The organism is Enterovibrio calviensis DSM 14347, assembly GCF_000621165.1.
GTDB classification, from domain to species: Bacteria; Pseudomonadota; Gammaproteobacteria; order Enterobacterales; family Vibrionaceae; genus Enterovibrio; species Enterovibrio calviensis.
Window position 1 is genome coordinate 569,762 of sequence record NZ_KK211217.1, and the last position, 25,883, is coordinate 595,644.

Genomic DNA, 25,883 nt, shown 5'->3' on the forward strand with positions numbered 1-25,883 from the left:
CCCCGAACACAGATTGAGACTCTACTGATAACAGAGTCATTAAATTTGATGTTTAGTGATCGTGAATGCGGTTAACCCCGTTACAACCTAGAACCGTGTCCCCCTATGACACAGATTTAGGAGGCGAGAATGTCAGAACTCGCGATAGACCTTGCTCGGATACAATTCGCATTTACTGTGTCCTTTCACATTATCTTCCCCGCCTTTTCTATTGGGCTTGCCAGTTACATCACTGTGCTTGAAGCGCTGCACCTAAAAACCCGCGACCACCAATATCTCGAACTATCAAAATATTGGACCAAGATTTTCGCGGTGACCTTCGGCATGGGGGTCGTCAGCGGCATTGTCATGAGCTATCAATTCGGCACCAACTGGGGCGTATTCTCTGACAAAACTGGCCCAGTACTCGGCCCCTTAATGGGGTATGAAGTGCTAACGGCATTCTTCTTAGAAGCGGGCTTTCTCGGCATCATGTTATTTGGTCGAAATCGGGTGGGGGAAAAGCTGCACTTTCTGGCGACCGCCACTGTCGCTTTCGGCACATTACTTTCGGCGACATGGATTCTTGCGGTGAACAGCTGGATGCAAACGCCAGCTGGATTTGCCTATAACGAGCTGGGCCAATTCGTTGTGACTTCTTGGTATGAGGTGATTTTCAACCCTTCCTTTCCGTATCGACTAGTTCATATGGTTATCGCCGCGTATTTGACCACTGCCTTTGTTGTTGCTGGCGTAGGGGCGTGGCATCTGTTGAAGGCGCCGCACAATGCATTAGCGCGTGTCAGCTTTTCTATGGGCATGTGGATGGCGGTACTGGTGACACCGATTCAAATCGTCGCCGGTGATTTGCATGGGTTGAACACGTTAGAACACCAGCCAATGAAAGTGGCGGCGATGGAAGGCCATTTCGACACGCAAAAAGGCGCACCACTGATTCTGTTCGGCTTGCCCAATGAGGAAACAGAAACTATCGATTACAAGGTCGCGATTCCCTACCTCGGCAGCCTTATTCTGACACACAAAATTGACGGTGAGATCAAAGGCCTGAAGTCGGTACCCAAAGAGGAAAGGCCGCCAGTCGCCATCGTCTTTTGGAGCTTTCGTATTATGGTGGCAATTGGCTTTTTGATGCTGACGATTGGTGTGATTTCGGTGTGGTTGAGACGCAAGAAAACCTTGTATGAAACGCCTTGGTTTTTGAAACTCTGTGTGTGGAGTGCACCGTGCGGGTTTGTTGCATTGTTGTCAGGCTGGATCACCACCGAAGTAGGGCGGCAGCCATATACGGTATATGGACTCCTCACCACGGCAGAATCTGTGTCTCCGATCGATGCCAGTGCGGTCGGTACGTCTTTGGCTGTGTTTGTGGTGGTGTATTTCGCGATTTTTGGGGCGGGTATCTATTACTTACTCAAACTCATGCGCAAATCCCCGAGCAAGTATGAACAGGACATGGATGTACGTGTGGTGACACGTTTGTCACATGGGCAACTAGGTAAGGATAAAGACGGTAATCCTCTTGCTGCTCCCCTAGGGCCTGAGAATCCACATTCAGGAGGGGAGAGATAATGGATTATGCATTGCTTTGGGCTGGCATTATCGCCATTGCCGTTCTTCTCTACGTCATCCTGGATGGATTCGATTTGGGTGTGGGCATCTTGTTCCCCACACTGAACGGTTCAGAAAAAGACGCCGCCATGAATTCCATCGCACCCATCTGGGATGGCAATGAAACATGGCTAGTGCTGGGCGGTGGCGGCCTGTTTGCCGTTTTTCCCCTCGCGTATTCCGTCATCATGCCCGCAGTGTACGCCCCCATTATTGCTATGTTGATTGGGCTTATTTTCCGCGGCGTTGCATTTGAATATCGCTATCGCACCAAGGCAGGACGCTACCTGTGGGATTGGTCGTTCTTTGGCGGTTCGTTCGTCGCGACGTTCTCTCAAGGCATGATCCTCGGGGCGTTATTGCAGGGCATTAGCGTAGAGGGCAGGCAATATGCAGGTGGTTGGTTTGATTGGTTAACACCTTTCACCGTATTTTGCGGTGTCGCCGTGACCTTTGGTTACACTCTGCTAGGTGGATGTTGGTTGCTGATCAAGACATCGGGTTCGATCGAACAGAAGCTCTATGCCCGGTGCAAAAAACTGACCTTGGCATTTCTTGGTTCGGTCGGGCTAGTCAGCATTTGGCTCCCGTTTATCTCTCAAGAGATCGCAGCACGTTGGTTTACCTTCCCTAACGCCGCTGCATTCTTCCTGATTCCCATCATCTCAGCGTTTGCGGCGTTTAAACTGTGGCGCTCGCTGCACAGCGAAAAACCACTCAGCGCCTACTGTTGGACCTTGGTCATTTACCTCATGGCATTTGCAGGTTTTGCCATCAGTATCTTCCCGTACATGGTGCCAAGAGCCTTTACCTTGTGGGAGGCAGCAGCGCCAGAAAATAGCCTCAAGTTCTTGTTTGCTGGCGCGGCGTTTTTGCTGCCCATCATCATGATTTATACCGCGTACTCATACTGGGTGTTCCGTGGAAAAGTGAAAGCAGACGAGGGATACCATGAGTAAACAAACAACCTCATTGCTCTGGTTTATCGGCTTATGGCTGGTGGGTGTCATCAGTGTTTCTCTGCTGGCATACTTCATTAAGTGGACAATGCGACTGGTGAATTTGGCTTGATCGCGCTGGCATTTCTGTTGGCGCTTCGGGATTAAAACTGGATATCTATCCAGTTGTTTATTATCCTAACGGCAATTAACACCAAAAATACGAGTCCACACTGTGATTGGTCGATTACGCGGAATCCTGCTTGAAAAACAACCCCCTGAAATCCTTTTAGAAGTGAACGGCATTGGCTATGAAGTTAGCATGCCGATGAGTTGCTTTTATGAGCTTCCAGATGCGGGCGAAGAAGCCATTGTCTATACCCACTTTGTGGTGCGTGAAGATGCCCAGCTGCTTTATGGTTTTAACACAACGGTAGAACGGGCGTTGTTCCGTGAAGTGATCAAAGCCAACGGTGTTGGGCCTAAATTGGGTCTCGCGATTTTGTCTGGCATGACAGCGACTCAGTTTGTTGACAGTGTAGAGCGTGAAGACGTATCAACATTGGTGAAAATCCCGGGTGTGGGCAAGAAAACGGCCGAGCGTCTGGTCATTGAAATGCGTGATCGTTTGAAGAACTGGCATGCCTTTGATTTACTCACCCCACATGCTGATGCCGCAGCGCGTCGTGACAGCAGCACAAGCACCGTGGTAGCAGCGTCAACAAACCCTAAAGATGAAGCTATGAGTGCATTGATTGCGCTTGGCTACAAAGCAGCACAAGCTGAGAAAGTCGTTAAGCAAGTTGCCCACGATGGCATGACCAGCGAAGCCATCATCCGCGACGCACTGCGTTCGATGGTGTAATGGAGCCGATGAGATGATTGAAGCTGATCGCCTAATAAGCTCAGTACCGCCAATGAAAGAAGATGAGATCATTGACCGTGCTATTCGACCTAAGATGTTGGAAGACTACAAAGGTCAGGATCATGTGCGCAGTCAAATGGAAATCTTTATTCATGCGGCGAGAAAGCGTGAAGAAGCCCTCGACCACTTGCTGATTTTCGGCCCGCCAGGTTTGGGTAAAACCACCTTAGCTAACATTGTTGCCAATGAGATGGACGTGAACATCCGCACCACCTCAGGCCCAGTGCTTGAAAAAGCGGGTGATTTGGCGGCATTGCTGACGAACCTTGAACCTCACGATGTACTTTTCATTGATGAAATTCACCGCCTCAGCCCTGTGGTTGAAGAGGTGCTGTATCCAGCGATGGAAGACTATCAACTGGATATTATGATCGGTGAAGGGCCTGCTGCTCGTTCCATCAAGATTGATTTGCCGCCGTTCACGCTGGTGGGTGCAACCACCCGCGCTGGTTCACTAACCTCACCACTGCGGGATCGATTTGGTATCACGCAGCGTCTTGAGTATTACAACGTTGCCGATCTGAAAGGCATTGTTCAACGCAGCGCAAACTGTTTGAACTTGGTAATCGATGAAGAGGGTGCCTACGAGATTGCGAAACGTGCTCGCGGTACACCGCGTATTGCAAACCGCCTTCTGCGCCGCGTGCGTGATTATGCCGAAGTCAAAGCCGATGGCGAGATCAATGCCGATATTGCTTCTAAAGCCTTGGACATGTTGGATGTTGATAATCGTGGCTTTGACTACATGGACAGAAAGCTACTGAAATCGATCATTGAAAAGTTCGATGGCGGCCCAGTGGGTCTTGATAACCTAGCCGCAGCGATTGGTGAAGCCAAAGACACGATAGAAGATGTGTTGGAGCCTTACTTGATTCAACAAGGTTATCTGCAACGTACCCCGCGTGGTCGTATTGCCAGTCAACGAGCCTACCTACACTTTGGTTTTGATTTGCCAGAGTAAGCAACATTTTCGCAAACCGACTCTTAAGGCCAGCATTTATGCTGGCCTTTTCTATTGCCGATTTCTTACCTCATACTCTCTAGTGCGCAAAATACGTGCTAGAAATGTGTGTCTGTTGTGCAATTTAGACGTTGAACTTGATCAGGATCTAACAATGGGTCGATTTGATAAGCCGAAAATTGATTAATTTGACAGCAGTCAAAGAGTGAAAGGCCCAAATGCTTTGAAGCGACTCCACATAATGATTAGTATTAGCTGTCACTATATTAGGAGTTGCTTAACAAAATCCTAACCAGTGAAAAACATACATGCAACATAAAAAAGGAGAGCCGTTCACACGGCTCCCGTAAGGAAGCTCGGTTAAGCGCGTCTCACAAGGCGTGCATGTGTTTAAGCATTTACTTATCGATACGAAAGTATCGCGCGTCAGTCAGCCTGACGAGGAAGGAGTTACTATGTTAACTGATATTGTGGATCTGTCGCGGTTCCAATTTGCTCTCACCGCGATGTATCACTTCTTATTTGTCCCACTGACTCTGGGTATGGCATTCCTGCTTGCCATTATGGAGTCGCTTTACGTCATGACCGACAAGCAAATCTACAAGGACATGACCAAGTTCTGGGGTAAGCTTTTCGGTATCAACTTTGCACTAGGCGTGGCTACAGGCCTAACGATGGAATTCCAGTTTGGTACAAACTGGGCATACTACTCTCATTACGTCGGCGACATTTTTGGTGCCCCTCTAGCGATTGAAGCCCTCATGGCTTTCTTCCTCGAATCGACGCTTGTGGGTATGTTCTTCTTTGGTTGGGACCGTCTGACCAAGCGCCAACACCTTACTGTTACTTGGTTAATGGCTATCGGCTCAAACTTCTCTGCGCTATGGATTCTGGTGGCTAACGGTTGGATGCAAAACCCAATCGGCGCTGAATTCAATTTCGAAAGCATGCGTATGGAAATGGTGAGCTTTGCTGAAGTGGTCCTTAACCCAGTCGCTCAGGTGAAGTTTGTACACACCGTTGCTGCGGGTTACACCACAGGTGCGATGTTCGTACTGGGTATCAGTGCTTACTACCTACTGAAAGGCCGTGACCTTGCGTTTGCTCGCCGTTCATTTGCGATTGCCGCATCGTTTGGTATGGCTGGCATTCTGTCGACAATCATTCTGGGTGATGAATCAGGCTATGAGCTTGGTGACGTACAGCGCGTTAAGCTTGCAGCGATTGAAGCAGAATGGCACACAGAACCTGCTCCAGCAGCATTTACGCTGTTCGGTTTCCCTAACCAAGAAACCATGGAAACCGACTACGCCATCAAAATTCCATACGTGATGGGCATTATTGCTACACGTTCGTTTGATAAAGAAGTGACCGGTTTGCGCGATCTGATCGACGAGCATGAAGTACGTATCCGTAACGGTATGATTGCCTACGGTCTGCTTGAGAAACTTCGTTCTGGTGATAAATCTGCTGAGAACGTTGCTGCATTTGACGATGTGAAGAAAGATCTGGGCTATGGCTTGTTGCTGAAAGAGCATACCGACAGTGTGGTTGATGCGACAGAAGCGCAAATCAAACAAGCAGCTAAAGATTCAATCCCGCAGGTGGCTCCATTGTTCTGGAGTTTCCGCATCATGGTGGCTTGTGGCTTCGCAATGCTGTTTATCTTCGGCATGGCGTTCTACCAAACTTGTCGCCAGAAGATCGACGAAAAGCCTTGGCTTCTAAAACTGGCGCTGATCGGTATTCCATTGCCTTGGATTGCCTGTGAAGCAGGTTGGTTCGTTGCAGAGTATGGCCGTCAGCCATGGGCTGTGGGTGAAATTCTACCGGTACATATGGCGGCATCTAACTTGCCAGCCTCTGAGATTATTACCTCACTGGTTGCGATTGTGCTGTTGTACACCGTATTCCTTATCGCCGAAGTTTACCTGATGGTTAAGTTCGCACGTAAAGGACCAAGCAGCTTGAAGACAGGCCGTTATCACTTTGAACAGCAAAAGTCTCCGGAAACGGATCTTGCGCGTCAACTTGAAGCATAAGGAGAGCTTGAGCGATGTTTGATTACGAAATTCTACGTTTAATCTGGTGGCTACTGATCGGTGTTCTACTGATCGGTTTCGCCGTGACAGATGGTTTTGACATGGGTGTGGGCGCACTAGTGCCAGTTATCGGTAAAACCGACAACGAACGCCGTGTCATGATTAACTCGATTGCCCCACACTGGGATGGCAACCAAGTTTGGTTGATCACCGCAGGTGGTGCATTGTTCGCAGCATGGCCTTTGGTTTATGCCGTGTCTTTTTCTGGTTTCTACCTAGCGATGATCTTAACGTTGGCGGCACTTTGGTTCCGTCCAATTGGTTTTGATTACCGTTCTAAGATTGAAGACCCACGCTGGCGTAAAACCTGGGACTGGGGCATCTTCATCGGTAGCTTCGTTCCACCAATCATCTTTGGTGTGGCGTTTGGTAACTTGCTTCAGGGCGTACCGTTTGAACTAAGTGAATTCTTGGTTCCAACCTACAGAGGTGGCTTCTTTGGCCTGCTTAACCCATTTGCCATTCTTTGTGGCTTGGTTAGTTTGTTCATGATTCTTACCCAAGGCGCTACGTACTTGCAGATGAAAACCACTGATGCATTGCACACACGTGCGCGCACTGTGGCGCAAATTACGTCTGTGCTGACTGCGGTATGTTTTGCACTGGCAGGCGTTTGGGCGCAGAGCATTGAAGGCTATGTGATCATCAGCGAAATCGTGACAAACGCGACGTCTAACCCGCTGAATAAAGAAGTGGTGACTTTAACGGGCGCATTGTTCAATAACTTCAACGCTTACCCAATGCTATGGGCTGCACCAGCGTTAGCGGTATTTATGCCACTTCTGGTAGCGGTTTGTGCACGATTCGAACGTGATGGTTTTGCTTTCTTGTTTAACAGCCTTGCGATTGCGGGCGTTATCTTGACGGCAGGCTTCGCCATGTTCCCATTCGTGATGCCATCAAGCCTAGTGCCTTCGCACAGCTTGACCATGTGGGATGCTACCTCGAGTGAATTGACACTGAACATCATGACAGGCGTCGCCTTTGTGATGGTGCCAATCATTCTTGCTTACACCGCTTGGTGTTACTACAAAATGTTTGGTCGTCTGGATGACAAGTTCATCGAAGACAACAAAACCTCACTGTACTAAGAGAAGGAGTTAACCATGTGGTATTTCGCTTGGATTCTAGGTGTATTGCTGGCGTGCTCGTTCGGTATTATCAATGCGCTTTGGTTGGAACACACTGAAGCCATGGATCACGACAGTGAAAAATAAATTCACAATGATGTTGGACGGTCTTCATGATCGTCTTCTTCAACGTGTATTGATGTTGTTTTCACTGGTGTTGGCGGTGACATGCGCAGGTCTTGTGATATGGGATCCCCAGTCATTTGCGGACAAAATTGGCGGGTTCAATCTCTCCAATTCCCCTGCATTGATTTGGGCAACATGTACTGGGTTCATTCACGGTATGGGATTTAAGCCGCGCTTTTGGCTGTGGCAATTGGTGTTTTTCCCTCCGTTTGCCTGGATCGTGATGATTCTAATCCTATCGAGTGCATTCATTTAAAGACCCAGTGACTGGTCATCTATGCAGCAGCCTGAGAGCCTTTGGCCTCAGGCTGTTTTATTTTGCGCCATTCGTGACCTACTACGTTGCTTCGTGCTTTCAATATCTTGAGTAAGTCAGTTATAGTATTTCGCTAAACCTTAATATGGATTTCAGGTAATTATCCGGATGAGCACTCGCCCTCCATTCTGTTGGCCAATTCGCGTCTACTATGAAGACACAGACACGGGTGGACTTGTATATCATGCGAACTATATCAAGTACTTCGAACGTGCAAGAACCGAACTATTGCGTAGTATCGGTGTCAATCAACAGACACTGTTTGAAGAACATACGGCATTTGTGGTTCGTCACATGGATATGGACTTTTTTAAAGGCGCAACACTTGATGAGGCGCTGACTGTTCAAACAACGGTGTCAGAGCTCCGTCGAGTGAGCATGACATTCTGTCAAGATTTGGTGAATTCAAACGGCGATGTGTTGTGTCAAGCTACGGTTAAGGTAGCCTGTATCGACCCTGAAAAAAAGAAACCTAAATCTATTCCTACATCGATTCAATCGGAGATTTTAAGTGAGCGCTGAACTGTCAATTCTTGATCTGTTCTTACAGGCCAGTCTGCTGGTAAAAGCAGTGATGTTGGTACTGCTAGGCATGTCTGTCATGTCTTGGGCCATGATCATCAAACGTTCTCAAGTGCTTTCACAAGCGGTCAGTAAAGCGGAACGCTTTGAAGATCGTTTTTGGTCAGGCATGGATTTGTCGCAACTTTTTCAAGAAGTTCAGGCACGCAAAGACTCGTTGTCTGGAAGTGAGCAAATCTTCTATGCAGGGTTTAAAGAATTCGCCCGTTTGCACCGCAATAACGGCAAAGTGCCTGATGCAGTGATGGAAGGGACGTCACGCGCTATGCGTGTTTCGTTGTCGAAAGAGGTGGAATCACTCGAAACCAACCTGCCGTTTTTGGCCACTGTGGGTTCAATTAGTCCATACATCGGTCTGTTCGGTACTGTTTGGGGCATCATGCACGCATTCATTGCGTTAGGTGCAGTGAAGCAAGCAACACTTGCGATGGTTGCACCAGGTATCGCGGAAGCGCTAGTGGCAACCGCAATGGGCCTGTTCGCAGCAATTCCAGCGGTAATGGCATACAACAAGCTGACATCTAAAGTTGGTAAACTCGAAAATAACTATGTGAACTTCATGGAAGAGTTTTCGAGCATTTTGCACCGTCAGGCGTTTGCAGCACCTAAGGAGTAAGCCATGGCTTATCAACCTAAACGTAGGAAGATGACGGCGGAAATCAATGTGGTGCCTTACATTGATGTCATGTTGGTGTTGCTGATTATCTTTATGGTGACAGCACCCTTTGTGACACAAGGTGTGGATGTTGATTTACCACAGACATCGACGGCGAAAACTGCCGCAGAACTCGCGAAAGAAGAAGACAGTGGTGCTTTCATTATCGTTGAAGTCGACCAAAATGGCGGCTTAGGCTTGAGCGTTAACAACGGTGATATGGCTCGTGGTCTTTCTATGCAAGACATACTGGTACGCGTAAAAGCTGAATTGGAAATCAACCCAAAATCCCCCGTATTAGTGGGAGGGGACGGACGCGTACCTTATTCAGAAATCATTTTAACATTGGACGCATTGAGTAGTGCGGGAGTCTCATCCGTGGGGCTAATGACCGAACCGTACAGCTCATGAAATGAGAAACTGAATGAAGAATAACGATAAGAAAGGATATACAGGCGCAACGGTCATATCTGTATTGCTGCATACCGCGCTTTTCGTGGGCCTGCTATGGGGTGCAGATTTCACCAAAGTCTCACAGCAGCCGTCAGGGCAAAGCATTGAAGCTGTGGTGATAGACCCAAGTGTAGTCAGCGAACAAGCCCGTAAGATCAGACAGCAACGCGATGAAGCTAAACGCCAAGAAGACGATCGTTTACGTCGATTGGAGCAGCAAGCTGATTTGCTGGAAAAGCAGCGTGAGCAAGAAGAAAAACGCTTACGTGAGCTGAGAGCTGAAAAGCTGACGGCAGAGAAAGCCGCACGCGAAGCAGAAACAGAACGTAAACGTAATGCTGAAGCTCGCCAGAAAGCCGCAGAAGAGCAGCGTAAGGCCGAAGAAGCAACTCGCATCGCGCAAGAAAAATCTGCTGCCGCAGAAGCTGAACGTAAGCGCCAAGTGGCTGAGCAGCGTAAAGCCGAAGAAGCCGCGAAGAAAGCTGAAGCAGAACGTGTTCGTGCTGAGCAAGAACGCAAAAAAGCGGAAGAAGAACGCGAACGCCAGATAGCTGAGAAAAAACGTGCTGAAGAAGAGGCTCGCAAGGCTGAAGAAGCGCGTAAGCAAAAAATCGCAGAGCAGAAAAAAGCGGAAGAGGCAGCACGCAAAGCAGAAGCTGCACGTGTAGAAGCAGAACGTAAGGCTGAAGCTGCACGTAAGAAGCAGGCAGAGCAGGAGGCTGCGCTCAACGAGCTTTTTAGCGGTCTCGAGTCCGAATCCGAAAATCGAGGTTCGGCTCGAGGGCGATTTATTAGCGACGAAGTTTCAAGATACGGCGCAATATACACACAAATGATTCGCCAGAATTTGTTGGTAGATAACAGCTTTCTTGGTCAAGAGTGTGTGGTGAAAATGCGGATAGCCAGCAGTGGTTTATTGTTAGACGTGACAGAAGTGGGTGGCAATTCGTCACTGTGTCGTGCTACTAAAACCGCAGTATTGAAAGTGTCATCCTTCCCAATGCCGGAAGATAAAGATGTCGCGGCTCAGCTTCAGAATATTGAGCTGACTGTGAAACCAGAGTAAGAGGGATTCTTCATGTTGAAACGCGTATTCTTCGGTGTGATTACGCTAGTGCTTGCGGCCATTCAACCCGCGCAAGCTGAGCTAAAGCTGGTCATCACTGAAGGGGTAAACTCAGCACGTCCTATCGCTATCATCCCTTTTCAATGGGAAGGCGAGGGTAAGCTACCCACGGATGTGTCGTCTGTGATTGCATCTGACCTGCAGCGCAGTGGTAAATTTAGCCCAGTGCCAACCGATAAAATGCCACAAACGCCTTACAGCGAAGAGAGCGTGGACTTCAATGATTGGACCGCGATGGGGGTTGATGCCCTAGTCACCGGGAAAATCAGCCCAACACCAGATGGCAAATACCTGATTGAGTACCAGCTTATCGATGTGGTTCGTGGTCAGCTGACTGGCGGACAAAGCAAAGGGCTGTCGACATCTGGCGAGTTGATTCTGACCAAAGATCACCTTCTTCTTAATAACCGTAAGACCGTCGCGGCTAATCAGCTTCGTCAATATGCACACCGCATTTCAGATCTTGTGTACGAGAAACTGACAGGCGAGAAAGGTGCATTTTTGACGCGTATTGCCTATGTCGTTATTGATGATAAAGCTGAACATCCCTATCAGCTTCGTATCGCCGATTATGATGGCTACAACGAGCTATTGGTGCTGCGTTCAAAGCAACCATTGATGTCACCATCATGGTCGCCAGACGGCAAGCAACTCGCCTACGTGAGTTTCGAAAACGGTCAGGCACAGATTTTCATTATGAATATCTATACGGGGGAGCGCGAATTGCTTTCCTCGTTCCCGCGTCACAATGGTTCGCCTCGCTTCTCACCTGACGGCAACAAACTCGCTTTAGTGCTGTCAAAAACCGGTAGTTTGCAAATATACGTGTTGGATCTGAAAACGCGCAAAATGGAACAAATTACCAAAGGACGAGCGAATAACACTGAGCCTTTCTGGGATCCGGACGGGAAGTCTTTGATCTTTACGTCAGACCGGGGTGGTAAACCACAGATTTATCGAGTAAATTTAGCCGATGGTTCTGCTAACCGAATTACTTGGCAAGGCAGCCAGAATCTCGGTGGTCAACTGACTCCGGACGGTAGATACCTTGTCATGGTTCATCGCTCGGACTCAGGCTACAACATTGCAAAACAAGATTTGCAGTCGGGTGCGGTAGAAATTCTAACGAAGACAATGTTGGATGAATCTCCGAGCCTTGCCCCAAATGGCAGCATGGTAATTTACAGCTCGGTTTACGGACGTAATAACGTACTTTCATTGGTTTCTATTGATGGACGATTTAAAGCACGTTTGCCAGCTACAAATGGTCGGGTGAGAGCACCAGCGTGGTCCCCGTACCAATAATATTTGCGCTTATTTGATATAAAGGAAAACAAGATGCAACTTAACAAAGTACTTAAGGGTTTGGCTGTAGCGCTGCCTATGTTTACACTGGCAGCATGTAGCTCAAGCGACAGCTCTACAGACAGCACCGGCTCTGAAACTAACAAAGGTTCAGAAACCACCATCGTAACGCCAGTAGATGGCGGTCAAGGTAGCCTGACTGAGCAAGAAATTCGTAACAACGAATTGCGTCAGTCACAAACCGTTTACTTTGGCTTCGATGACTACTCAGTATTGCCACAGTTTGAAGACATGCTTGATGCACACGCAGTATTCCTGCGCGCAAATGCAGACATCAAAGTGGTTGTTGAAGGTCACGCGGATGAGCGCGGTACGCCTGAGTACAACATCGCGTTGGGCGAGCGCCGTGCAAACGCAGTCGCTAAATACTTGCAAGCACTGGGTGTTCCTTCATCTCAAATTGCTATCGTAAGCTACGGCGAAGAAAAACCTTTGGTTCTTGGCCAAGGTGAAGAAGCTTACGCTAAGAACCGTCGTGCGGTTCTGGTTTACTAATTAGAAGGTAAATCCTATGAACAGTAACACTTTGCGTTCTCTTTCGCTGGCGTTACTGGTCAGTGTGGCAGCCCCTGTGGCTGCTGCACCTGCTCCGGTGACTGAGTTGGGTAGTAATAGCTCTGTAGAGCGGTTGGAGCGATTGTTAGAAGCGCGCAATCAAATGCAGATTGATATGCAAAATCAGCTAGAGCTCATGGCGAGCGAGCTCGATGAATTACGCGGTAATGTTGAAAGAAACAGCTACGAATTAACACAGATGTTGGAACGTCAGCGTGAGCTCTATCGTGAGTTGGACACGGTGAGAAATGCAAAACCAGCACCTGTCGCGGTAACCAAACCGGAAGACTCCGCATCAAAAGAGTCATATTCTTCAGACCAATCTGAAAATGCACAATACGATGCAGCCGTAAATCTCATTTTAAAAGAGAAAAATTACGCGGGTGCGACCGACGCTTTCAATGCATTCCTTGCGAAATATCCAGAGTCGATTTACAAGCCAAATGCCCATTACTGGCTAGGTCAGTTGTACTTCTCTAAAAGTGACCTCGCGGCGGCTAAGACGCATTTCACTGCGGTGAGCCAGGTTGCGAAGTCTAGCAAGCGTGCTGATGCAATGTTGAAGTTAGGCATGATCGCTGAGAAACAAGGCGATGCGGCTACTGCGAAAAGTTTATTTAGCGCAGTCGTCAAAGAATACCCTGGCACAACAACGGCCAATCAAGCTGAGAAGAAGCTGAAATAACCGTCACTGAACCAATTTTTGAAAACCGGCTTTTTGCCGGTTTTCTTTTTTCTAGTGTTTACGAATAGCGTTTATACCCAAGCAACCTGAATCCTGCATCTTCAGGTTACTTGGGTATACATCTTCAATCGATTATCAGCCATGGCAGCTAGGGTGTTTGTCGCAAACATCTTGAACTCGAGCAGCATAAAGGATGAAAATCTCGTCTTAAGCTGGGTATAATACTCGAATTGCTAGTAAATCTGAGTAAGTCGATGAGCCAGATTATTAATACCGCCGAGACGGTATACCCTTTCCCTCCGAAACCAGAAGTGTTGTCTGCCAAGCAAAAAGCAGACTACATTGAAAGCATCAAACAACTGCTAATTGAAAAAGACGCAGTGATGATTGCCCACTATTACACCGACCCTGAAATCCAAGCGCTGGCCGAAGAAACAGGCGGCTTTGTTGGTGATTCTCTTGAAATGGCGAAGTTTGGTAACAAACACCCAGCGAAGACACTGCTAATTGCTGGTGTTCGTTTTATGGGTGAAAGTGCAAAAATTCTGACGCCAGAAAAGAACGTGATCATGCCGACGCTGGAAGCGGAATGTTCGCTAGACCTAGGTTGTCCGGAAGACAGATTCTCTGCGTTTTGCGATGCTCATCCTGATCATACTGTGGTGGTTTACGCCAATACTTCGGCAGCGGTAAAAGCGCGCGCGGATTGGGTCGTCACGTCATCGATTGCACTAGAAATCGTCGAGCACCTTGATGAACAAGACAAGAAGATCATTTGGGGTCCAGATCGCCACCTAGGCGCCTATATTGCAGAAAAAACGGGCGCTGATATGCTGTTGTGGCAAGGCGAATGTGTCGTGCATGACGAGTTCTCTGCAAAAGCACTTCGCGACATGAAAGCCGTTTATCCAGACGCTGCAATTTTGGTTCACCCTGAGTCACCAGCAAGCGTGGTACAACTGGCAGATGCAGTGGGCTCAACGAGCCAGCTGATTAAAGCGGCAAAAGAGCTTCCTCAGCAGAAAATGATTGTCGCGACGGACAAAGGCATTTTCTTCAAAATGCAGCAAGTCGTGCCAGACAAAGAACTGATTGAAGCGCCAACCGCAGGTGCAGGTGCAACTTGTCGAAGCTGTGCACACTGTCCATGGATGGCAATGAATGGTTTGAAAGCCATTGAAACCGCGTTAAGAGATGGCGGCCAAGATCACGAGATTTTTGTGGATGAAGCGATTCGCGTAAAATCCCTGATCCCGTTGAATCGCATGCTAGCTTTCGCAGCCGAACTGCAATTGCAAGTTAAAGGCAATGCGTAACGCGCAGCGACAATGATCCGAAAGAAGGCGAGCGAATTGTTCGCCTTTTTTGATCAGCTTTTTGAGTGAATAAAATAGAAAGGAGCGGGCATGAGCCAAATGATGCTCACCATCGGCCTTCCCATCGCGTTGGCTTGGATGATGTTTTGTGTCGGGTTGACGCTTTCCATCACCGACTTCAAACGTGTTCTTCAATACCCTACTAAGGTCGCCGCAGGATTGGCAGCGCAGTTGATTGGGCTTCCGGTCATTGCTTATGCACTTGTCATCGTTTTGGATTTACCATCCGTCGTCGCTGTTGGGCTGTGGATACTTGCATTAGCGCCGGGTGGCGCGTCATCGAACGCAATCTGCCACCTCGCAGGAGGGGATTCTGCATTGTCTATCACGATGACGGCGATAAGCAGCTTAATCATCCCTTTTAGCTTGCCCTTGTTACTCCCACTCATGCTGCCAGATGTTGCTGCCACGTTGCCTGTTAAAACTGCCATTTTGCAGTTGGTTGCAGTGACCCTTGTCCCTACGTTGTTGGGCATGGCATTTAATCGATATGTTCGTGCAGCGTGGTCTGAGACGTTTACTCAGTTTGCGGGGCGCTCTGCGCTGTGGGCGCTATTTTTTACCGTCGCGATAACATTGGCTGCGAACACCAAGGTGTTTTACCAGATGTTCTCGGTGGCATCAGTGGCGGTTATGCTGTTGTGTTTGTTGGGAATGGGGCTCGGCGCATTGGTGGCAAGAGGGTTTGGACGGGATCCGACGCTAACGAAAACGTTCTCGATTGAAGTGGGTATACAAAACGCAGGGACGGCTATATTTGTTGCTGTGGTGCAGCTTAACCAACCTGAACTCGCGTTAACCCCGTTGCTTTATGGCATTTTGATGAATATTCCGGTGGTGATATTGATCAGCCGTTATCGAAGACGTTTGTCCCACGCAGCTTGAATCCATATTTCCTGAACATAAAAAAATGCCGCTCGTTTGAGCGGCATTTTTATTGTCTATTCTATCTCTCGAGTTTAGCGTAATTGCCAAACGCGGTAGGTACGGCCTTTGATTTTGCCTGATGACAGCTTATTCAATGCATGTTTAACCACATTGCGTTTCACTGCCACGTATGAGCGGTAATCGGTGACTTTGATTTTGCCAACGTCACAGCCTTGAATGCCGTCATCGCCAGTCAATGCACCCAAAATGTCGCCTGGGCGAACTTTGTTTTTCTTGCCAGCTTCGATGTGCAATGTCGTCATCAAAGGGGTGCGTGGCATGTTGTTCATGGCCGAATCGTCTGGAAGCGCTTCGCCTTTGATATCGTGGTTGAGGTAATCTTCCAGCAATGCAATCTTGTAACCATCGTCGTTGCCGAAGAAGGTGTAAGCTGCGCCTTCACTTCCTGCGCGACCAGTACGGCCAATACGGTGAATATGGACTTCAGTATCAAAGGCCATGTCGTAGTTGATTACTGCGTCCAGCGCTTCAATATCCAAGCCACGTGCCGCAACGTCAGTTGCAACCATAACCGTCACGCTCTTGTTAGCGAACTTAAGCAGCATTTGGTCACGGTCACGCTGTTCTAGGTCACCATGAAGGGCAACCACAGAGAAACCTTCGTTATCGAGTACTGCTGCTACATCTTTAACGTCACGTTTGGTATTACAAAATACCACGGCGCTTTCTGGTTGGTGCTTAAGTAACAACAGTTGAAGGGCATGCATTTTATCTTTGTTGTTTTTGCACTCATAAAAGTGCTGAGAAATGCTGCTGCTGTCGTGGTTTGACTCGACTTTAACCATCACTGGTGCTGTCATGATTTGACGGCTGATGCTTTGGATTTGTGTTGGGAACGTCGCACTGAAAAGCAGTGTTTGACGGTTCGCAGGCACGTCTTGGAAAATCGCATCCAATGCTGGTTGGAAACCCATCTCAAGCATTCTGTCAGCTTCATCAAGAACCAGTGTGTTCACTTCTTCTAGTGACAAACGGCCTTTATCAAGGTGATCAAGAATACGGCCTGGCGTACCGACAATAATGTGAGCGCCGTGCTCAAGCGAGCCGATCTGTGGTCCCATTGGAACACCACCACACAGTGTCAGTATTTTAATGTTGTGGATGCCACGCGCTAACTTGCGAAGTTCAATAGCAACTTGATCTGCCAGTTCGCGTGTTGGACACAAAACCAGTGACTGAACGCGGAAGCGTTTTACATTAAGGCGATTGAGCAAGCCAAGGCCAAATGCAGCAGTTTTACCTGAGCCTGTTTTACCCTGACCAATAACATCTTTCCCTTCAATAATGGCTGGAAGGCTTTGTGCTTGGATCGGCGTCATTTCCGTGTAGCCAATATCGGTAAGTGTAGAAAGCAATTCGGCTTTCAACGGTAGGGTAGAGAATGCTTGTGTGGTCACAGGAAAATTCCAGAATGTAATGCCAGGGTAATGGCGGATGAAAACAGGGGCAGGACTATATCAGGAATGTTGGCAAACTGCGCAAATTTTATGACTGCCTACTTAATCTGAATAGTATAAAGCGGCCCGGGCCGCTCTATTATTGGTGCCGTCCGTCAATGTGAGTCATTGCCGTTAGCGATTAGGTTTAAGCTTATAGCTGCTCTACCATTTGGTATCCACGCATGGTCAAACCGCATAGCATGACCGGCATACCGTTGAAGATTTCTTCAAACTGAGCGAGTTCTGCGGCGCCCAACTCATCCATAGTCGCTAGCGCAGACTCTGGGTCAAACAGTAGGCTGATAGAAAGAAGCACACCACCAAGCAATGCATTTTCAGGCGACTCTTCCGGCATGATGGTTTCCCAATCATCACGGGCTAACGTCCAGCCTTGAAGCATGCCTTCGCAGTACTCGCGAGTCGCTTGGTTCACAATCTCCGCTTCGCTTAATGCACAGGCTTCTGGCCACGTCCACTCGTTCGCAAGCAAGGCTTGGCGTTGAGCGTTCCACATGTCAACAATGATACCTGCGTATGCTTCAAGTTGTTCAGGGTTATTGAACGGCGCTTCATCTTCGCCGCCCCACATAAATGCAAGCCACTCGCTTGGGTCAATCAGGTTAGGCGCTGCAGCCATGGCGGTGACAAACCCTTCAGTTTGCTCAGCTGACAGTACAAAAGCCTCTAATCCGTTTTCAGTGATAAATTGCGCTAGCGAGTTAGTCATGATTCGTTCTCTGTTCCAGTTTTGGGCAATATTCTATCAGCCTGAATGATAATGCGAGAGCAAAATGCGTAACGGAACGTTAAAACGACGTAAAGTCGATGGAAAGTTAAACACTTGCGCTCAATTTCACGATTTATCGTTGACCTGATTAGTGTGCTTGCCTATAGTAGCGCCCCGTTGAGACGATAAGTCCAACAAAACGGTGAGTTGTCCGAGTGGCTGAAGGAGCACGCCTGGAAAGTGTGTATACGGCAACGTATCGAGAGTTCGAATCTCTCACTCACCGCCACATTTTAAAACCCGAGCAGAAATGCTCGGGTTTTTTCGTTATGAGCGATCACTGCCTCGACCTGATATGCGGACGCTGATTTGTTGGCTTTCTGTGAGTCGAATACATTGTGATGTTTTGATGCTGATCGTTATTGACCAAATGCCGAGCGAATGAACAATAGATACCGTTCAAAGCATTGACGCTGAAAGGGTAAATAATTATAGTAGCGCTCCGTTGAGACAATAAGTTCAACGACAAAATACGGTGAGTTGTCCGAGTGGCTGAAGGAGCACGCCTGGAAAGTGTGTATACGGCAACGTATCGAGAGTTCGAATCTCTCACTCACCGCCACATTCAAAACCCTAGCAGAAATGCTGGGGTTTTCTCGTTTTGGGCTGTGCAGTTTGCGATAGACCGTCGTCCGTCAGTGAGCTGGTTCGTTGAAATGTCTCTGAGTCAAAAACGCAAAAACCCAAGCTTTATGGCTTGGGTTTTGATTTCAGTCTCTTAATACGACAGCGCATCAATCACTGAATGGTATTGAACCAATAAGTGGGTTCACTGCGTCTTAAAGAACGCCGCCCCAGTACATTGCATTCAACATAGAAAAAGCGACAGTCACGCCCATTAGAACGAAAAGTGGGGTGTACTTTGACAATTTAGCGATGATCTTGTTTGACACAGGTTTATCCTATTGGTGAAAATTTGTGCAAAGTATGCATTTTTCTGTGATGTTCATCAATAGTGGTTTTACGAATATTTCACTGAAAAGTGGAAAGAGAAATGCACAATAAAAAACATCGTTCAAAATTAAGATGTTAAAAAAGGGCGAAGCCGCCCTTTATTCTTAATCTAAGAAAAAAACTTAGTTGAAGCTGTCTTGAAGCGGCGGAACAACCTGCTTCTTGCGGCTCAATACACCGTCAAGCCATACACGGCCATTCTCAGTGTCTTGACCGTAAGCGCGTTCAATAATGGTAACATCATCAGAAACAACCAGAAGCTCAGAGCCTTCTTTCATGATGTCTGTGAGTAGAAGCATCACAGAGTGACGTTGGCCTTCTTCTTTTAGTGCTGCGATATCAGCTTCCAATTCTGCTTTGATTTCGTCAAACACAGACAGGTCAACCACTTCAAGTTGGCCGATACCGACAAGGTTACCGTTCATGTTGAAGTCTTTGAAATCACGCATAACAAGGTCACGCGCAGGCGTGCCAGCTACAGCAGATTTCACATTGAACATATCCATGCCAAGTGCTTGCACGTCTTCGATGCCTGCGATTTTCGCAAGATCTTCAACACAACGGATGTCTGCAGTGGTGCAGGTTGGTGATTTGAAGATCACGGTGTCGCTTAGGATTGCGCAAAGCATAATGCCAGCGATATCTTTTGGAATAGCAACGCCGTAGAAGTCATACATCATTTTGATGACGGTGTTTGAACAGCCTACTGGGCGAATCCAACACTCTAGTGGGGTAGACGTCGTAAGGTCACCCAGTTTGTGGTGATCAACGATACCGACAATGGTTGCTTCCGCAATATCGTCAGGTGCTTGAGTCAGTTCAGAGTGGTCAACGATGTAAACCTCTTCGCCCGCGTAGCTAAGTTTTAGCTCAGGTGCTTCAAAGCCAAAGCGCTCTAGGATAAACGCGGTTTCAGGTGAAAGTTCACCTAAACGTGCAGCGATAGCTGGCTCATCAATTTGGTTTTTCAGGTACGCAAGTGCAATGGCACCGCAGATTGAATCTGAATCAGGGATTTTATGTCCCACAACATACATTGGCATAGTTGGCTCTCGTCATGCTCACATTTGAATTTTTGCGCATTTTACCAGAGTGTCCCTAAATGTACATTGGCCCTTTGGGATAGAAAGATGGCAAAAGGCTAATGTTCATAAAAGGTTGAAGTCGGCGCACAATTATTATGTATTAAAGTGGGAGAATGATGCCGACATTGATCTGAGGGGCCAAACCGCTTGGCAAGTAGGTCTCTTGATGTCGAAAGTAATTCAGCTCAAGCCCATATCTCACTTTGATCGGTAAGTTGTAGTCAAACACCAGCGCAGCAGCCACGCTCGGTCCATAGGCTTTGAGATCTTCACGATCTCTACTGAAGTAATTGCGGCTCCCTTTATATTCAGCGAGGCCTGCCTCCATTTGCACAGAATATGCCTGATGCTTCTTCTCTTCATATTGAACGCCGACGCGATAGTGTTTGATGGATTCCTTGTCAGAAAACCAGTGAGAGTCTGAAATTCCAAAGCTGCCATAAACGGCCTCAAAGCCCATGACATCTTGGACACCCAGCTGTGCGCCAATCCCCCACTGCATGCCTAATTTGAGGTCAGGAGAAAAGTGAACATCTGCTGTGGCTGCGCTGCTCGCTAACAGGGCCATTGCACAAAGTGATTTTTTTATCATTAGGTCATTCCTGAAAGCTGAGGGTTAAAACTTATAGCCAACGGTGAAAGAGAACTGATCGGTATACGCGTCATCAAGCAGGTAATCGAGTCGCAGGTCGGCATAGAGGCCTTGAGCTAATGTTCCTCTGACACCGAAGCCAAAGTAAGGCGTTGATTCTTTGTAGGAGTGAGATGACGTGTTGCCATCACCGAGATGGATATCGAGCTTATCTTTGTAACTCGCAAAACCTAGGGCGCCATAAGGCTTAATAGCAAAATTGTTCTGCTGGAAGGTGTATCCAATGTCAGTGTCAAATTTGAATGTATTCGTGCTGATATCTGCGCCAACGCGTTGTGAATTGAAGTAGTGCTGAACACCGTCACTGGTGTTGCTATAGGAAAGGTTTACGCCAACAATTTTGTTGATATCGTAGCCGTACTCAAGTTTGAAGCCAGACCCCCAATCAACACGCTCTCCCTGTGTATTTTCGATGTCGGTCGACACAAAACCGATGCCAACGCGATGACCTGAAAAATCATCAGCGACAACGGTGAAAGGAAGTAGAACTAGGGAAAGGGTTGTGGCGATTAGTTTACGTTTCATGAGTGCTCTCTATTCGTTAAAGAGCGTCCCTGCTGTTTATATACCCAAGTAACCTGAAGATGCAGGATTCAGCGAGCTTTACTGACGTTATGATCAAGGCGTCCCTTTGCCGATGTAGTGATCTCCATCAAAAAGGGACAACACCGAGCATGGCGTCAGTAAACTCGCCCGAAGGGAGGCCATCAGAGCGTCCACTTCATCGTCAAATTCCTGTGAAATAGAATGACTATTCCTACAAGAATTTGCCTCGAATTGAACACTCTGATGGCCTCTGAAATCGAGCATCTTCAGGTTGCTTGGGTATACGCCTTTTCCTGTTGGCAAAGCAATATTAGAGATGTTGACTCATGAGGTGTAATTAGGGCTGTTTATCTCCGCAATAAGCGTTGCTTATTGGATGATTTGTTTGAGTTCCTCCTCAATAAGACCGTTAATCCATTGAGTTAGCGAATCGTTGCTATTGCGTTGATGAATATAGCTCTTGAGCGCGTAATTAAGTTCAAAGTCTTGTGTGTCGATATTTATGCGCCGAAGTGAGGGATAGTTACTAAAGGGGAATAAGTTACTTGTTGCAAAGAACATGTCGGTTTTTTGAATAACATCCACAATGGCCATGGGGTAGGCTGAACGAAATCCGATTTTGTAGGGAAGTGATAGAGCCTGCATTTTTTTAGCGGCTAAAGGCATATCTTCGCTCCAGCCTGGAATGATCAAAGAGGCTAATTCATAGGCGGAATATTCTTGCGGTGTTGCAGAGTCACCTTGGAGTGGGTGGTCGCGTCTAACAGCACAACAAGCAGTGACGCTTGCGATTTCAATCGCCCTGATGTGTTTTGGTATTCGCTCATCCACGTATGAAATACCTGCAAGCAGAAGGCCGCTTTCGATGTCTTCGAATGTTGTCGAGGACCAATTGACGATTTCTACTTCTAGGTTGGGTGCTTTCTTTTGTAGTTCGAGAATGAATGTACCAGCAAGGCTGATCATGACGAGTGGAGCGAGGGCAATTCGAACTTTCTTGGTTTCAGTTAGAGGGTCAAAATTATCTAATTCATTCAGTGCTGATTGCATGCTGTTCAAAGAGGGAATCACTTTCTTTGCGATTTCTTCTGCAACCGGGGTAGGTTGTAAACCCGCAGGGACTTTGACGAAAAGATCATCTTTGAAGAAATGGCGCAGTTTCTTGAGGTTCTGACTGATTGCAGGTTGAGTGACATAGAGCCTTTCAGCTGCTTTTCTGGTATTTCGCTCTTGAAATAACACGAGGAAAACACGCAGTAGATTCAAGTCAATAGTGTTGAAAATATCTCGAGACATGCTGGCTCTTAGTCGCTGAATTAACTAATGCCATTATGTAGAACAATAGAGATATGCTCCAGAGTAACAACAAAAAAAATGCGCTGCCAAGGCAGCGCTGGAAGAGGCATGGCTATTGCTACTTTTTGTTATAAATCTCTCATGAGTATTTCTAGTTCTTCTGTTGCTTGCTCTATGAGGTTTTCTAACTCTTGTGCATCATCGTTGGCAAGCGGCAGTTGCCAGTGGACGGGTTTACCATTTGACGTGTGTTTGCCAACCAATTTGGTCACTCTTCCGCTGCGTTCAAATCTAAGGTGTTCAAACTCTGCAGCGTGACATTGGTGTTTTTCTACGATTTCCACTTCGAGTGTTCCTGTTGGGATTACATGAACATTTGCGTGAAGTTGTTTAGTGTCTTTCAATAGGTAGTTTCTGCGTCTTGCCAACATGTGTTGTCCCTCTGTGCGTCATCTCCTCACCACTCATTGAGTGTAGACAACAAGATGCATAAAGATCGAAGCGCTTTTGCCAAAAAGTACTAAAAATGAGGCAAAACTATGATGCGTAAATGAAACTTTTTTCACGTATTTAATACGGTATTGTTAAGCAGGTGATGAAGGCGAGAACCACATTGTTTGATGCATTGGGTTGCATTTTGGTCGGAACAGAAACGGAAGGCTTTGGCTATTTTCGCTAGTGAGATAAAAGAAAGCCTGACGTAAAGTCAGGCTTGTATGCGTTACATCACGCTGGCAATTCTCTGCAGTGATGTCTGTATCGTGTACATTTCTTCTTGCGAAAATAGATTGCTAACGAGTTCTCTATTGAAGTGTTCTGTCTGCTCTAATTGTTCTGACATTGATAGACCTTTATCTGTCAATGTTAGGATTTTTGAACGTCGGTCATTCAAGTCATCGCGTCGTAGGATGTAACCTTCCATTACGAGACTTTGAACAATGCGGCTGACTTTCGATTTCTCACTCGCTAGATACGGCATGCCCATCAAATCACCTTGGCGAAGCTCGTTCTCTTTGGAGATAGCCATGATGGTGATTGCTTGCTCAGAACTGATACAAATACCTTTGCTCTCAAGCCAGTCTTGCGCTCGTTTTTCAGATTTAAGGGCAATAAGCCGGCATAAAGAGCTGAGCTCCGATTGAATATACACGATAGTCACTATCTAAAAATGTGTGGTAAGAGGCGCGCATATTACCGCTGACGTTAAGAAAAAGTCTAACCTGCTAGACACTCTCTAAGTGAGAGTGTGTGGCGGTGACGATTTACAATTATTTTAGTCTAATTGGCTGAATTAAAAGAGGTTTCAATGCAGGCAGAAAATCGATTGTCTTAAGGGTGAGATGGCTTGTATATATCCTCGCCAGCTTTGCTATCGTTAGCGGTGAAATATCGGCCTCATGTCAACCGAACAGAATGTCTGTCGTGTACTTAAATAATTGTAAATAAATATAAATCGTGATGTGGGTAACACTTTCATTGGGTTTAGAATCAAAATCAACCCGACAAAAGGTGGAAGCAAGATCAATATTTTCTACAGTAGAGGGCTAAACATGTAGAAAAATTGCTCGATGGGTCGGTTGAATATTGAGCGCTTTGACCATTGTTCCAGACTCACAATGGTGGAGTCGGAGATGTAAGACTGTTGTAAAGCAATCATCTCTTCACAAAAGTCTGGGTCGTCAACACACAGAGTGAGTTCGAAATTTAGCCACAAGCTGCGCATGTCGAGATTGACCGTGCCCATCAGACAGAAATTGTCATCGACCATGACTGACTTTGTATGCAGCAAACCGCCGTTGAATCGGTAGATATTAATACCAGCACGCAGCAAATCATTAAAAAATGAACGACTCGCCCAATCGACCATCAAGCTATCGTTTTTCGCAGGAATAATGATGTTCACCGTCACGCCTCGTTGAGCTGTGGTTTGTAGGGCGCTCATCAGGCTTTCACTGGGCACTAGGTAAGGTGTAGTTATCGTGAGGCTTTTTTTCGCTTGGTGGATCGCCAACATGAGAACTTGCTGGATGATCCCATCAGGCATGCCGGGGCCAGAAGGAGCAACCTGCACAGAATGGTTCGCGTGTTGATGTTGTTCAATAAGGCTACATTCTGGCAGATCGGGTAGATAGCGAAGACCAGTTTCAAACTCCCAATCCCACGCAAAAATACTGTTCAGAATTGGTACTGACGGACCGTCGACTTTCACCATGATATCCACCCATTGACCTACGCCCGCATCTTGCTTGAAGAAGCGTGGGTCGACCATGTTCATGGAGCCGGTGAATGCGATTTTATTGTCGATAATGACAATTTTTCGATGTTGGCGAATGTCCAAGCGGCGCAAAAACATACGGGCTGGACTTACCGCCAGTGCTTCGATGAGCTCGACACCGGCTTTACGCATCGAATCCGGCCAGTGGCTCTTAAAGAATGCTTTGCTGCCTGCAGAATCAAGCAAAACTCGAACAGTGACACCACGCTTTGCTGCAGAACAAATCGCGTGAGCGACATCATCAGCATGGCCACCTGGATGCCAAATATAGAAAACCATATTAATGGAAGACTTAGCTTGCTTAACCTCTTGGGCGATGTTTCTCAGAATATCGTTGGTTTGATTGAGCAAAGACAGTTGGTTGCCAGCAAGCGCCGGGATGCCCGCTCTGCGTAAACATAAATCGTGGACTGGCCTTGCTAGAAAACTATGGTGGTGGGGGCGATGCGCTTCACATTGATTGAGGGTTTCAAGCCAGTTGAGGTAGGGCGCAAACATGGCTTTGGCACGCTCTGCGCGCTTTCTTCCTAAGTTGAGTTCACCAAAGAGTAAATAGAGAATTACCCCAACAATAGGAATGATGTAGATGATCATCAGCCAAGCAATAGACACACCCAAAGCACGACGCTTAAGTACAACACGTATAGTCACACCGGCGATGAGCAACCAATAGAGGAAAACACTTGCCCAAACAAGGATCTGATAAATCTGTTCCATATCAATCTATTTAGCTCAACACGTTACCCAATATAGAGTGAAGACTCTCACTATGCACTGTATTTAGTGTCTCGATGTAGCAAACGTGAATGAATACGTAGCGAGTGTGAATGCGTAAAGGTAAATGTTAATTATTTGTGGGTTTTTGTGGTTTATAAAGTAACGAGGATGGTGATGTATTTAGAGGTATATATCGCCTGTGAGAAAAATATAGCGCGAACGCTTCAAATTTTAATTTAGAACTGGTTTACTTGCCATGCCTGTTTGAAAAACGGGTCACC

The 25,883-nt window shown here is 47.2% G+C and carries 27 protein-coding genes and 2 tRNA genes; 20 read left to right on the forward strand and 9 right to left on the reverse strand.

Going from position 1 to position 25,883, the window contains the following annotated elements:
- Positions 1-129: 129 nt before the first annotated feature.
- The 18 genes from Q365_RS0120795 (at position 130) to Q365_RS0120880 (ending at position 15,788) form a co-directional block, all read left to right on the forward strand.
- On the forward strand, positions 130-1,569 hold the full coding sequence (locus tag Q365_RS0120795) for a cytochrome ubiquinol oxidase subunit I (RefSeq protein ID WP_028025165.1): 1,440 nt from the start codon (positions 130-132) through the stop codon (positions 1,567-1,569).
- The gene (gene cydB / locus Q365_RS0120800; protein WP_028025166.1) at positions 1,569-2,567 is read left to right on the forward strand and encodes a cytochrome d ubiquinol oxidase subunit II; all 999 of its coding nucleotides are present in this window, start codon (positions 1,569-1,571) and stop codon (positions 2,565-2,567) included. The genes Q365_RS0120795 and cydB (Q365_RS0120800) overlap by 1 nt, the downstream gene beginning before the upstream one ends.
- Complete coding sequence (locus Q365_RS26775; RefSeq protein ID WP_155859031.1) at positions 2,560-2,679, forward strand: DUF2474 domain-containing protein; 120 nt, start codon at positions 2,560-2,562, stop codon at positions 2,677-2,679. The genes cydB (Q365_RS0120800) and Q365_RS26775 overlap by 8 nt, the downstream gene beginning before the upstream one ends.
- A gap of 102 nt (positions 2,680-2,781) precedes the next feature.
- Positions 2,782-3,411, forward strand: a complete 630-nt coding sequence (gene ruvA / locus Q365_RS0120810) for a Holliday junction branch migration protein RuvA (RefSeq protein ID WP_028025167.1) — start codon at positions 2,782-2,784, stop codon at positions 3,409-3,411.
- 13 nt (positions 3,412-3,424) lie between these two features.
- Complete coding sequence (ruvB, locus tag Q365_RS0120815; protein WP_028025168.1) at positions 3,425-4,432, forward strand: Holliday junction branch migration DNA helicase RuvB; 1,008 nt, start codon at positions 3,425-3,427, stop codon at positions 4,430-4,432.
- A 455-nt stretch (positions 4,433-4,887) separates the two neighbouring features.
- Positions 4,888-6,474, forward strand: coding sequence for a cytochrome ubiquinol oxidase subunit I (gene cydA, locus Q365_RS0120820; protein WP_028025169.1), 1,587 nt, complete (start codon positions 4,888-4,890; stop codon positions 6,472-6,474).
- 14 nt (positions 6,475-6,488) lie between these two features.
- Entirely contained in the window at positions 6,489-7,625 is a 1,137-nt protein-coding gene (cydB, locus tag Q365_RS0120825; protein WP_028025170.1) for a cytochrome d ubiquinol oxidase subunit II, read from the forward strand.
- A 15-nt stretch (positions 7,626-7,640) separates the two neighbouring features.
- Positions 7,641-7,751 carry a cytochrome bd-I oxidase subunit CydX gene (gene cydX, locus Q365_RS26550; RefSeq protein ID WP_028025171.1) on the forward strand — a complete coding sequence of 37 codons (111 nt, stop codon included), beginning with the start codon at positions 7,641-7,643 and terminating at the stop codon, positions 7,749-7,751.
- 10 nt (positions 7,752-7,761) lie between these two features.
- Positions 7,762-8,046 carry a cyd operon YbgE family protein gene (locus tag Q365_RS0120835; RefSeq protein WP_028025172.1) on the forward strand — a complete coding sequence of 95 codons (285 nt, stop codon included), beginning with the start codon at positions 7,762-7,764 and terminating at the stop codon, positions 8,044-8,046.
- Between the two features lie 168 nt (positions 8,047-8,214).
- Positions 8,215-8,628: a tol-pal system-associated acyl-CoA thioesterase gene (ybgC, locus tag Q365_RS0120840; protein ID WP_035025429.1), complete on the forward strand. Its 414-nt coding sequence runs from the start codon at positions 8,215-8,217 to the stop codon at positions 8,626-8,628.
- Entirely contained in the window at positions 8,618-9,304 is a 687-nt protein-coding gene (gene tolQ, locus Q365_RS0120845; protein ID WP_028025174.1) for a protein TolQ, read from the forward strand. Before ybgC ends, tolQ begins: the two co-directional genes overlap by 11 nt.
- A gap of 3 nt (positions 9,305-9,307) precedes the next feature.
- Entirely contained in the window at positions 9,308-9,754 is a 447-nt protein-coding gene (gene tolR / locus Q365_RS0120850; protein WP_028025175.1) for a protein TolR, read from the forward strand.
- Positions 9,755-9,767: 13 nt separating this feature from the next.
- Positions 9,768-10,862, forward strand: coding sequence for a cell envelope integrity protein TolA (gene tolA, locus Q365_RS0120855; RefSeq protein ID WP_028025176.1), 1,095 nt, complete (start codon positions 9,768-9,770; stop codon positions 10,860-10,862).
- 12 nt (positions 10,863-10,874) lie between these two features.
- Complete coding sequence (gene tolB / locus Q365_RS0120860; RefSeq protein ID WP_028025177.1) at positions 10,875-12,227, forward strand: Tol-Pal system beta propeller repeat protein TolB; 1,353 nt, start codon at positions 10,875-10,877, stop codon at positions 12,225-12,227.
- Between the two features lie 33 nt (positions 12,228-12,260).
- On the forward strand, positions 12,261-12,782 hold the full coding sequence (gene pal, locus Q365_RS0120865; protein WP_028025178.1) for a peptidoglycan-associated lipoprotein Pal: 522 nt from the start codon (positions 12,261-12,263) through the stop codon (positions 12,780-12,782).
- Positions 12,783-12,798: 16 nt separating this feature from the next.
- On the forward strand, positions 12,799-13,527 hold the full coding sequence (gene ybgF, locus Q365_RS0120870) for a tol-pal system protein YbgF (protein WP_028025179.1): 729 nt from the start codon (positions 12,799-12,801) through the stop codon (positions 13,525-13,527).
- 254 nt (positions 13,528-13,781) lie between these two features.
- On the forward strand, positions 13,782-14,843 hold the full coding sequence (gene nadA / locus Q365_RS0120875) for a quinolinate synthase NadA (RefSeq protein WP_028025180.1): 1,062 nt from the start codon (positions 13,782-13,784) through the stop codon (positions 14,841-14,843).
- Positions 14,844-14,933: 90 nt separating this feature from the next.
- Positions 14,934-15,788 (forward strand): bile acid:sodium symporter family protein, encoded by an 855-nt coding sequence (locus tag Q365_RS0120880; protein ID WP_028025181.1) that lies wholly within the window; start codon positions 14,934-14,936, stop codon positions 15,786-15,788.
- 74 nt (positions 15,789-15,862) lie between these two features.
- On the opposite strand, the gene dbpA is transcribed toward Q365_RS0120880, so the two are convergent.
- On the reverse strand, positions 15,863-17,248 hold the full coding sequence (gene dbpA, locus Q365_RS0120885) for an ATP-dependent RNA helicase DbpA (RefSeq protein ID WP_028025182.1): 1,386 nt from the start codon (positions 17,246-17,248) through the stop codon (positions 15,863-15,865).
- A 193-nt stretch (positions 17,249-17,441) separates the two neighbouring features.
- Complete coding sequence (locus Q365_RS0120890; protein WP_028025183.1) at positions 17,442-18,017, reverse strand: UPF0149 family protein; 576 nt, start codon at positions 18,015-18,017, stop codon at positions 17,442-17,444.
- 201 nt (positions 18,018-18,218) lie between these two features.
- Between Q365_RS0120890 and Q365_RS0120895 the strand changes: the two genes are divergently transcribed.
- Both Q365_RS0120895 and Q365_RS0120900 read left to right on the forward strand, forming a co-directional pair.
- A tRNA-Ser gene (locus tag Q365_RS0120895) sits at positions 18,219-18,306 on the forward strand.
- Positions 18,307-18,551: 245 nt separating this feature from the next.
- Positions 18,552-18,639 (forward strand) — tRNA-Ser (locus Q365_RS0120900).
- A 514-nt stretch (positions 18,640-19,153) separates the two neighbouring features.
- On the opposite strand, the gene Q365_RS0120905 is transcribed toward Q365_RS0120900, so the two are convergent.
- The 7 genes from Q365_RS0120905 to cls all read right to left on the reverse strand — a co-directional run bounded on the left by Q365_RS0120905 (position 19,154) and on the right by cls (position 25,602).
- Positions 19,154-20,074, reverse strand: coding sequence for a manganese-dependent inorganic pyrophosphatase (locus Q365_RS0120905; RefSeq protein ID WP_028025184.1), 921 nt, complete (start codon positions 20,072-20,074; stop codon positions 19,154-19,156).
- Positions 20,075-20,216: 142 nt separating this feature from the next.
- The gene (locus Q365_RS0120910) at positions 20,217-20,708 is read right to left on the reverse strand and encodes a hypothetical protein (protein WP_028025185.1); all 492 of its coding nucleotides are present in this window, start codon (positions 20,706-20,708) and stop codon (positions 20,217-20,219) included.
- Positions 20,709-20,732: 24 nt separating this feature from the next.
- Complete coding sequence (locus tag Q365_RS0120915; RefSeq protein WP_028025186.1) at positions 20,733-21,293, reverse strand: porin family protein; 561 nt, start codon at positions 21,291-21,293, stop codon at positions 20,733-20,735.
- Between the two features lie 390 nt (positions 21,294-21,683).
- Positions 21,684-22,610, reverse strand: a complete 927-nt coding sequence (locus Q365_RS0120920) for a LysR family transcriptional regulator (protein WP_028025187.1) — start codon at positions 22,608-22,610, stop codon at positions 21,684-21,686.
- Positions 22,611-22,738: 128 nt separating this feature from the next.
- On the reverse strand, positions 22,739-23,041 hold the full coding sequence (locus Q365_RS0120925; RefSeq protein ID WP_028025188.1) for a hypothetical protein: 303 nt from the start codon (positions 23,039-23,041) through the stop codon (positions 22,739-22,741).
- Between the two features lie 290 nt (positions 23,042-23,331).
- Complete coding sequence (locus Q365_RS0120930; protein ID WP_028025189.1) at positions 23,332-23,760, reverse strand: MarR family winged helix-turn-helix transcriptional regulator; 429 nt, start codon at positions 23,758-23,760, stop codon at positions 23,332-23,334.
- A 381-nt stretch (positions 23,761-24,141) separates the two neighbouring features.
- Positions 24,142-25,602 carry a cardiolipin synthase gene (gene cls, locus Q365_RS0120935; protein WP_028025190.1) on the reverse strand — a complete coding sequence of 487 codons (1,461 nt, stop codon included), beginning with the start codon at positions 25,600-25,602 and terminating at the stop codon, positions 24,142-24,144.
- Positions 25,603-25,883: the final 281 nt, after the last annotated feature.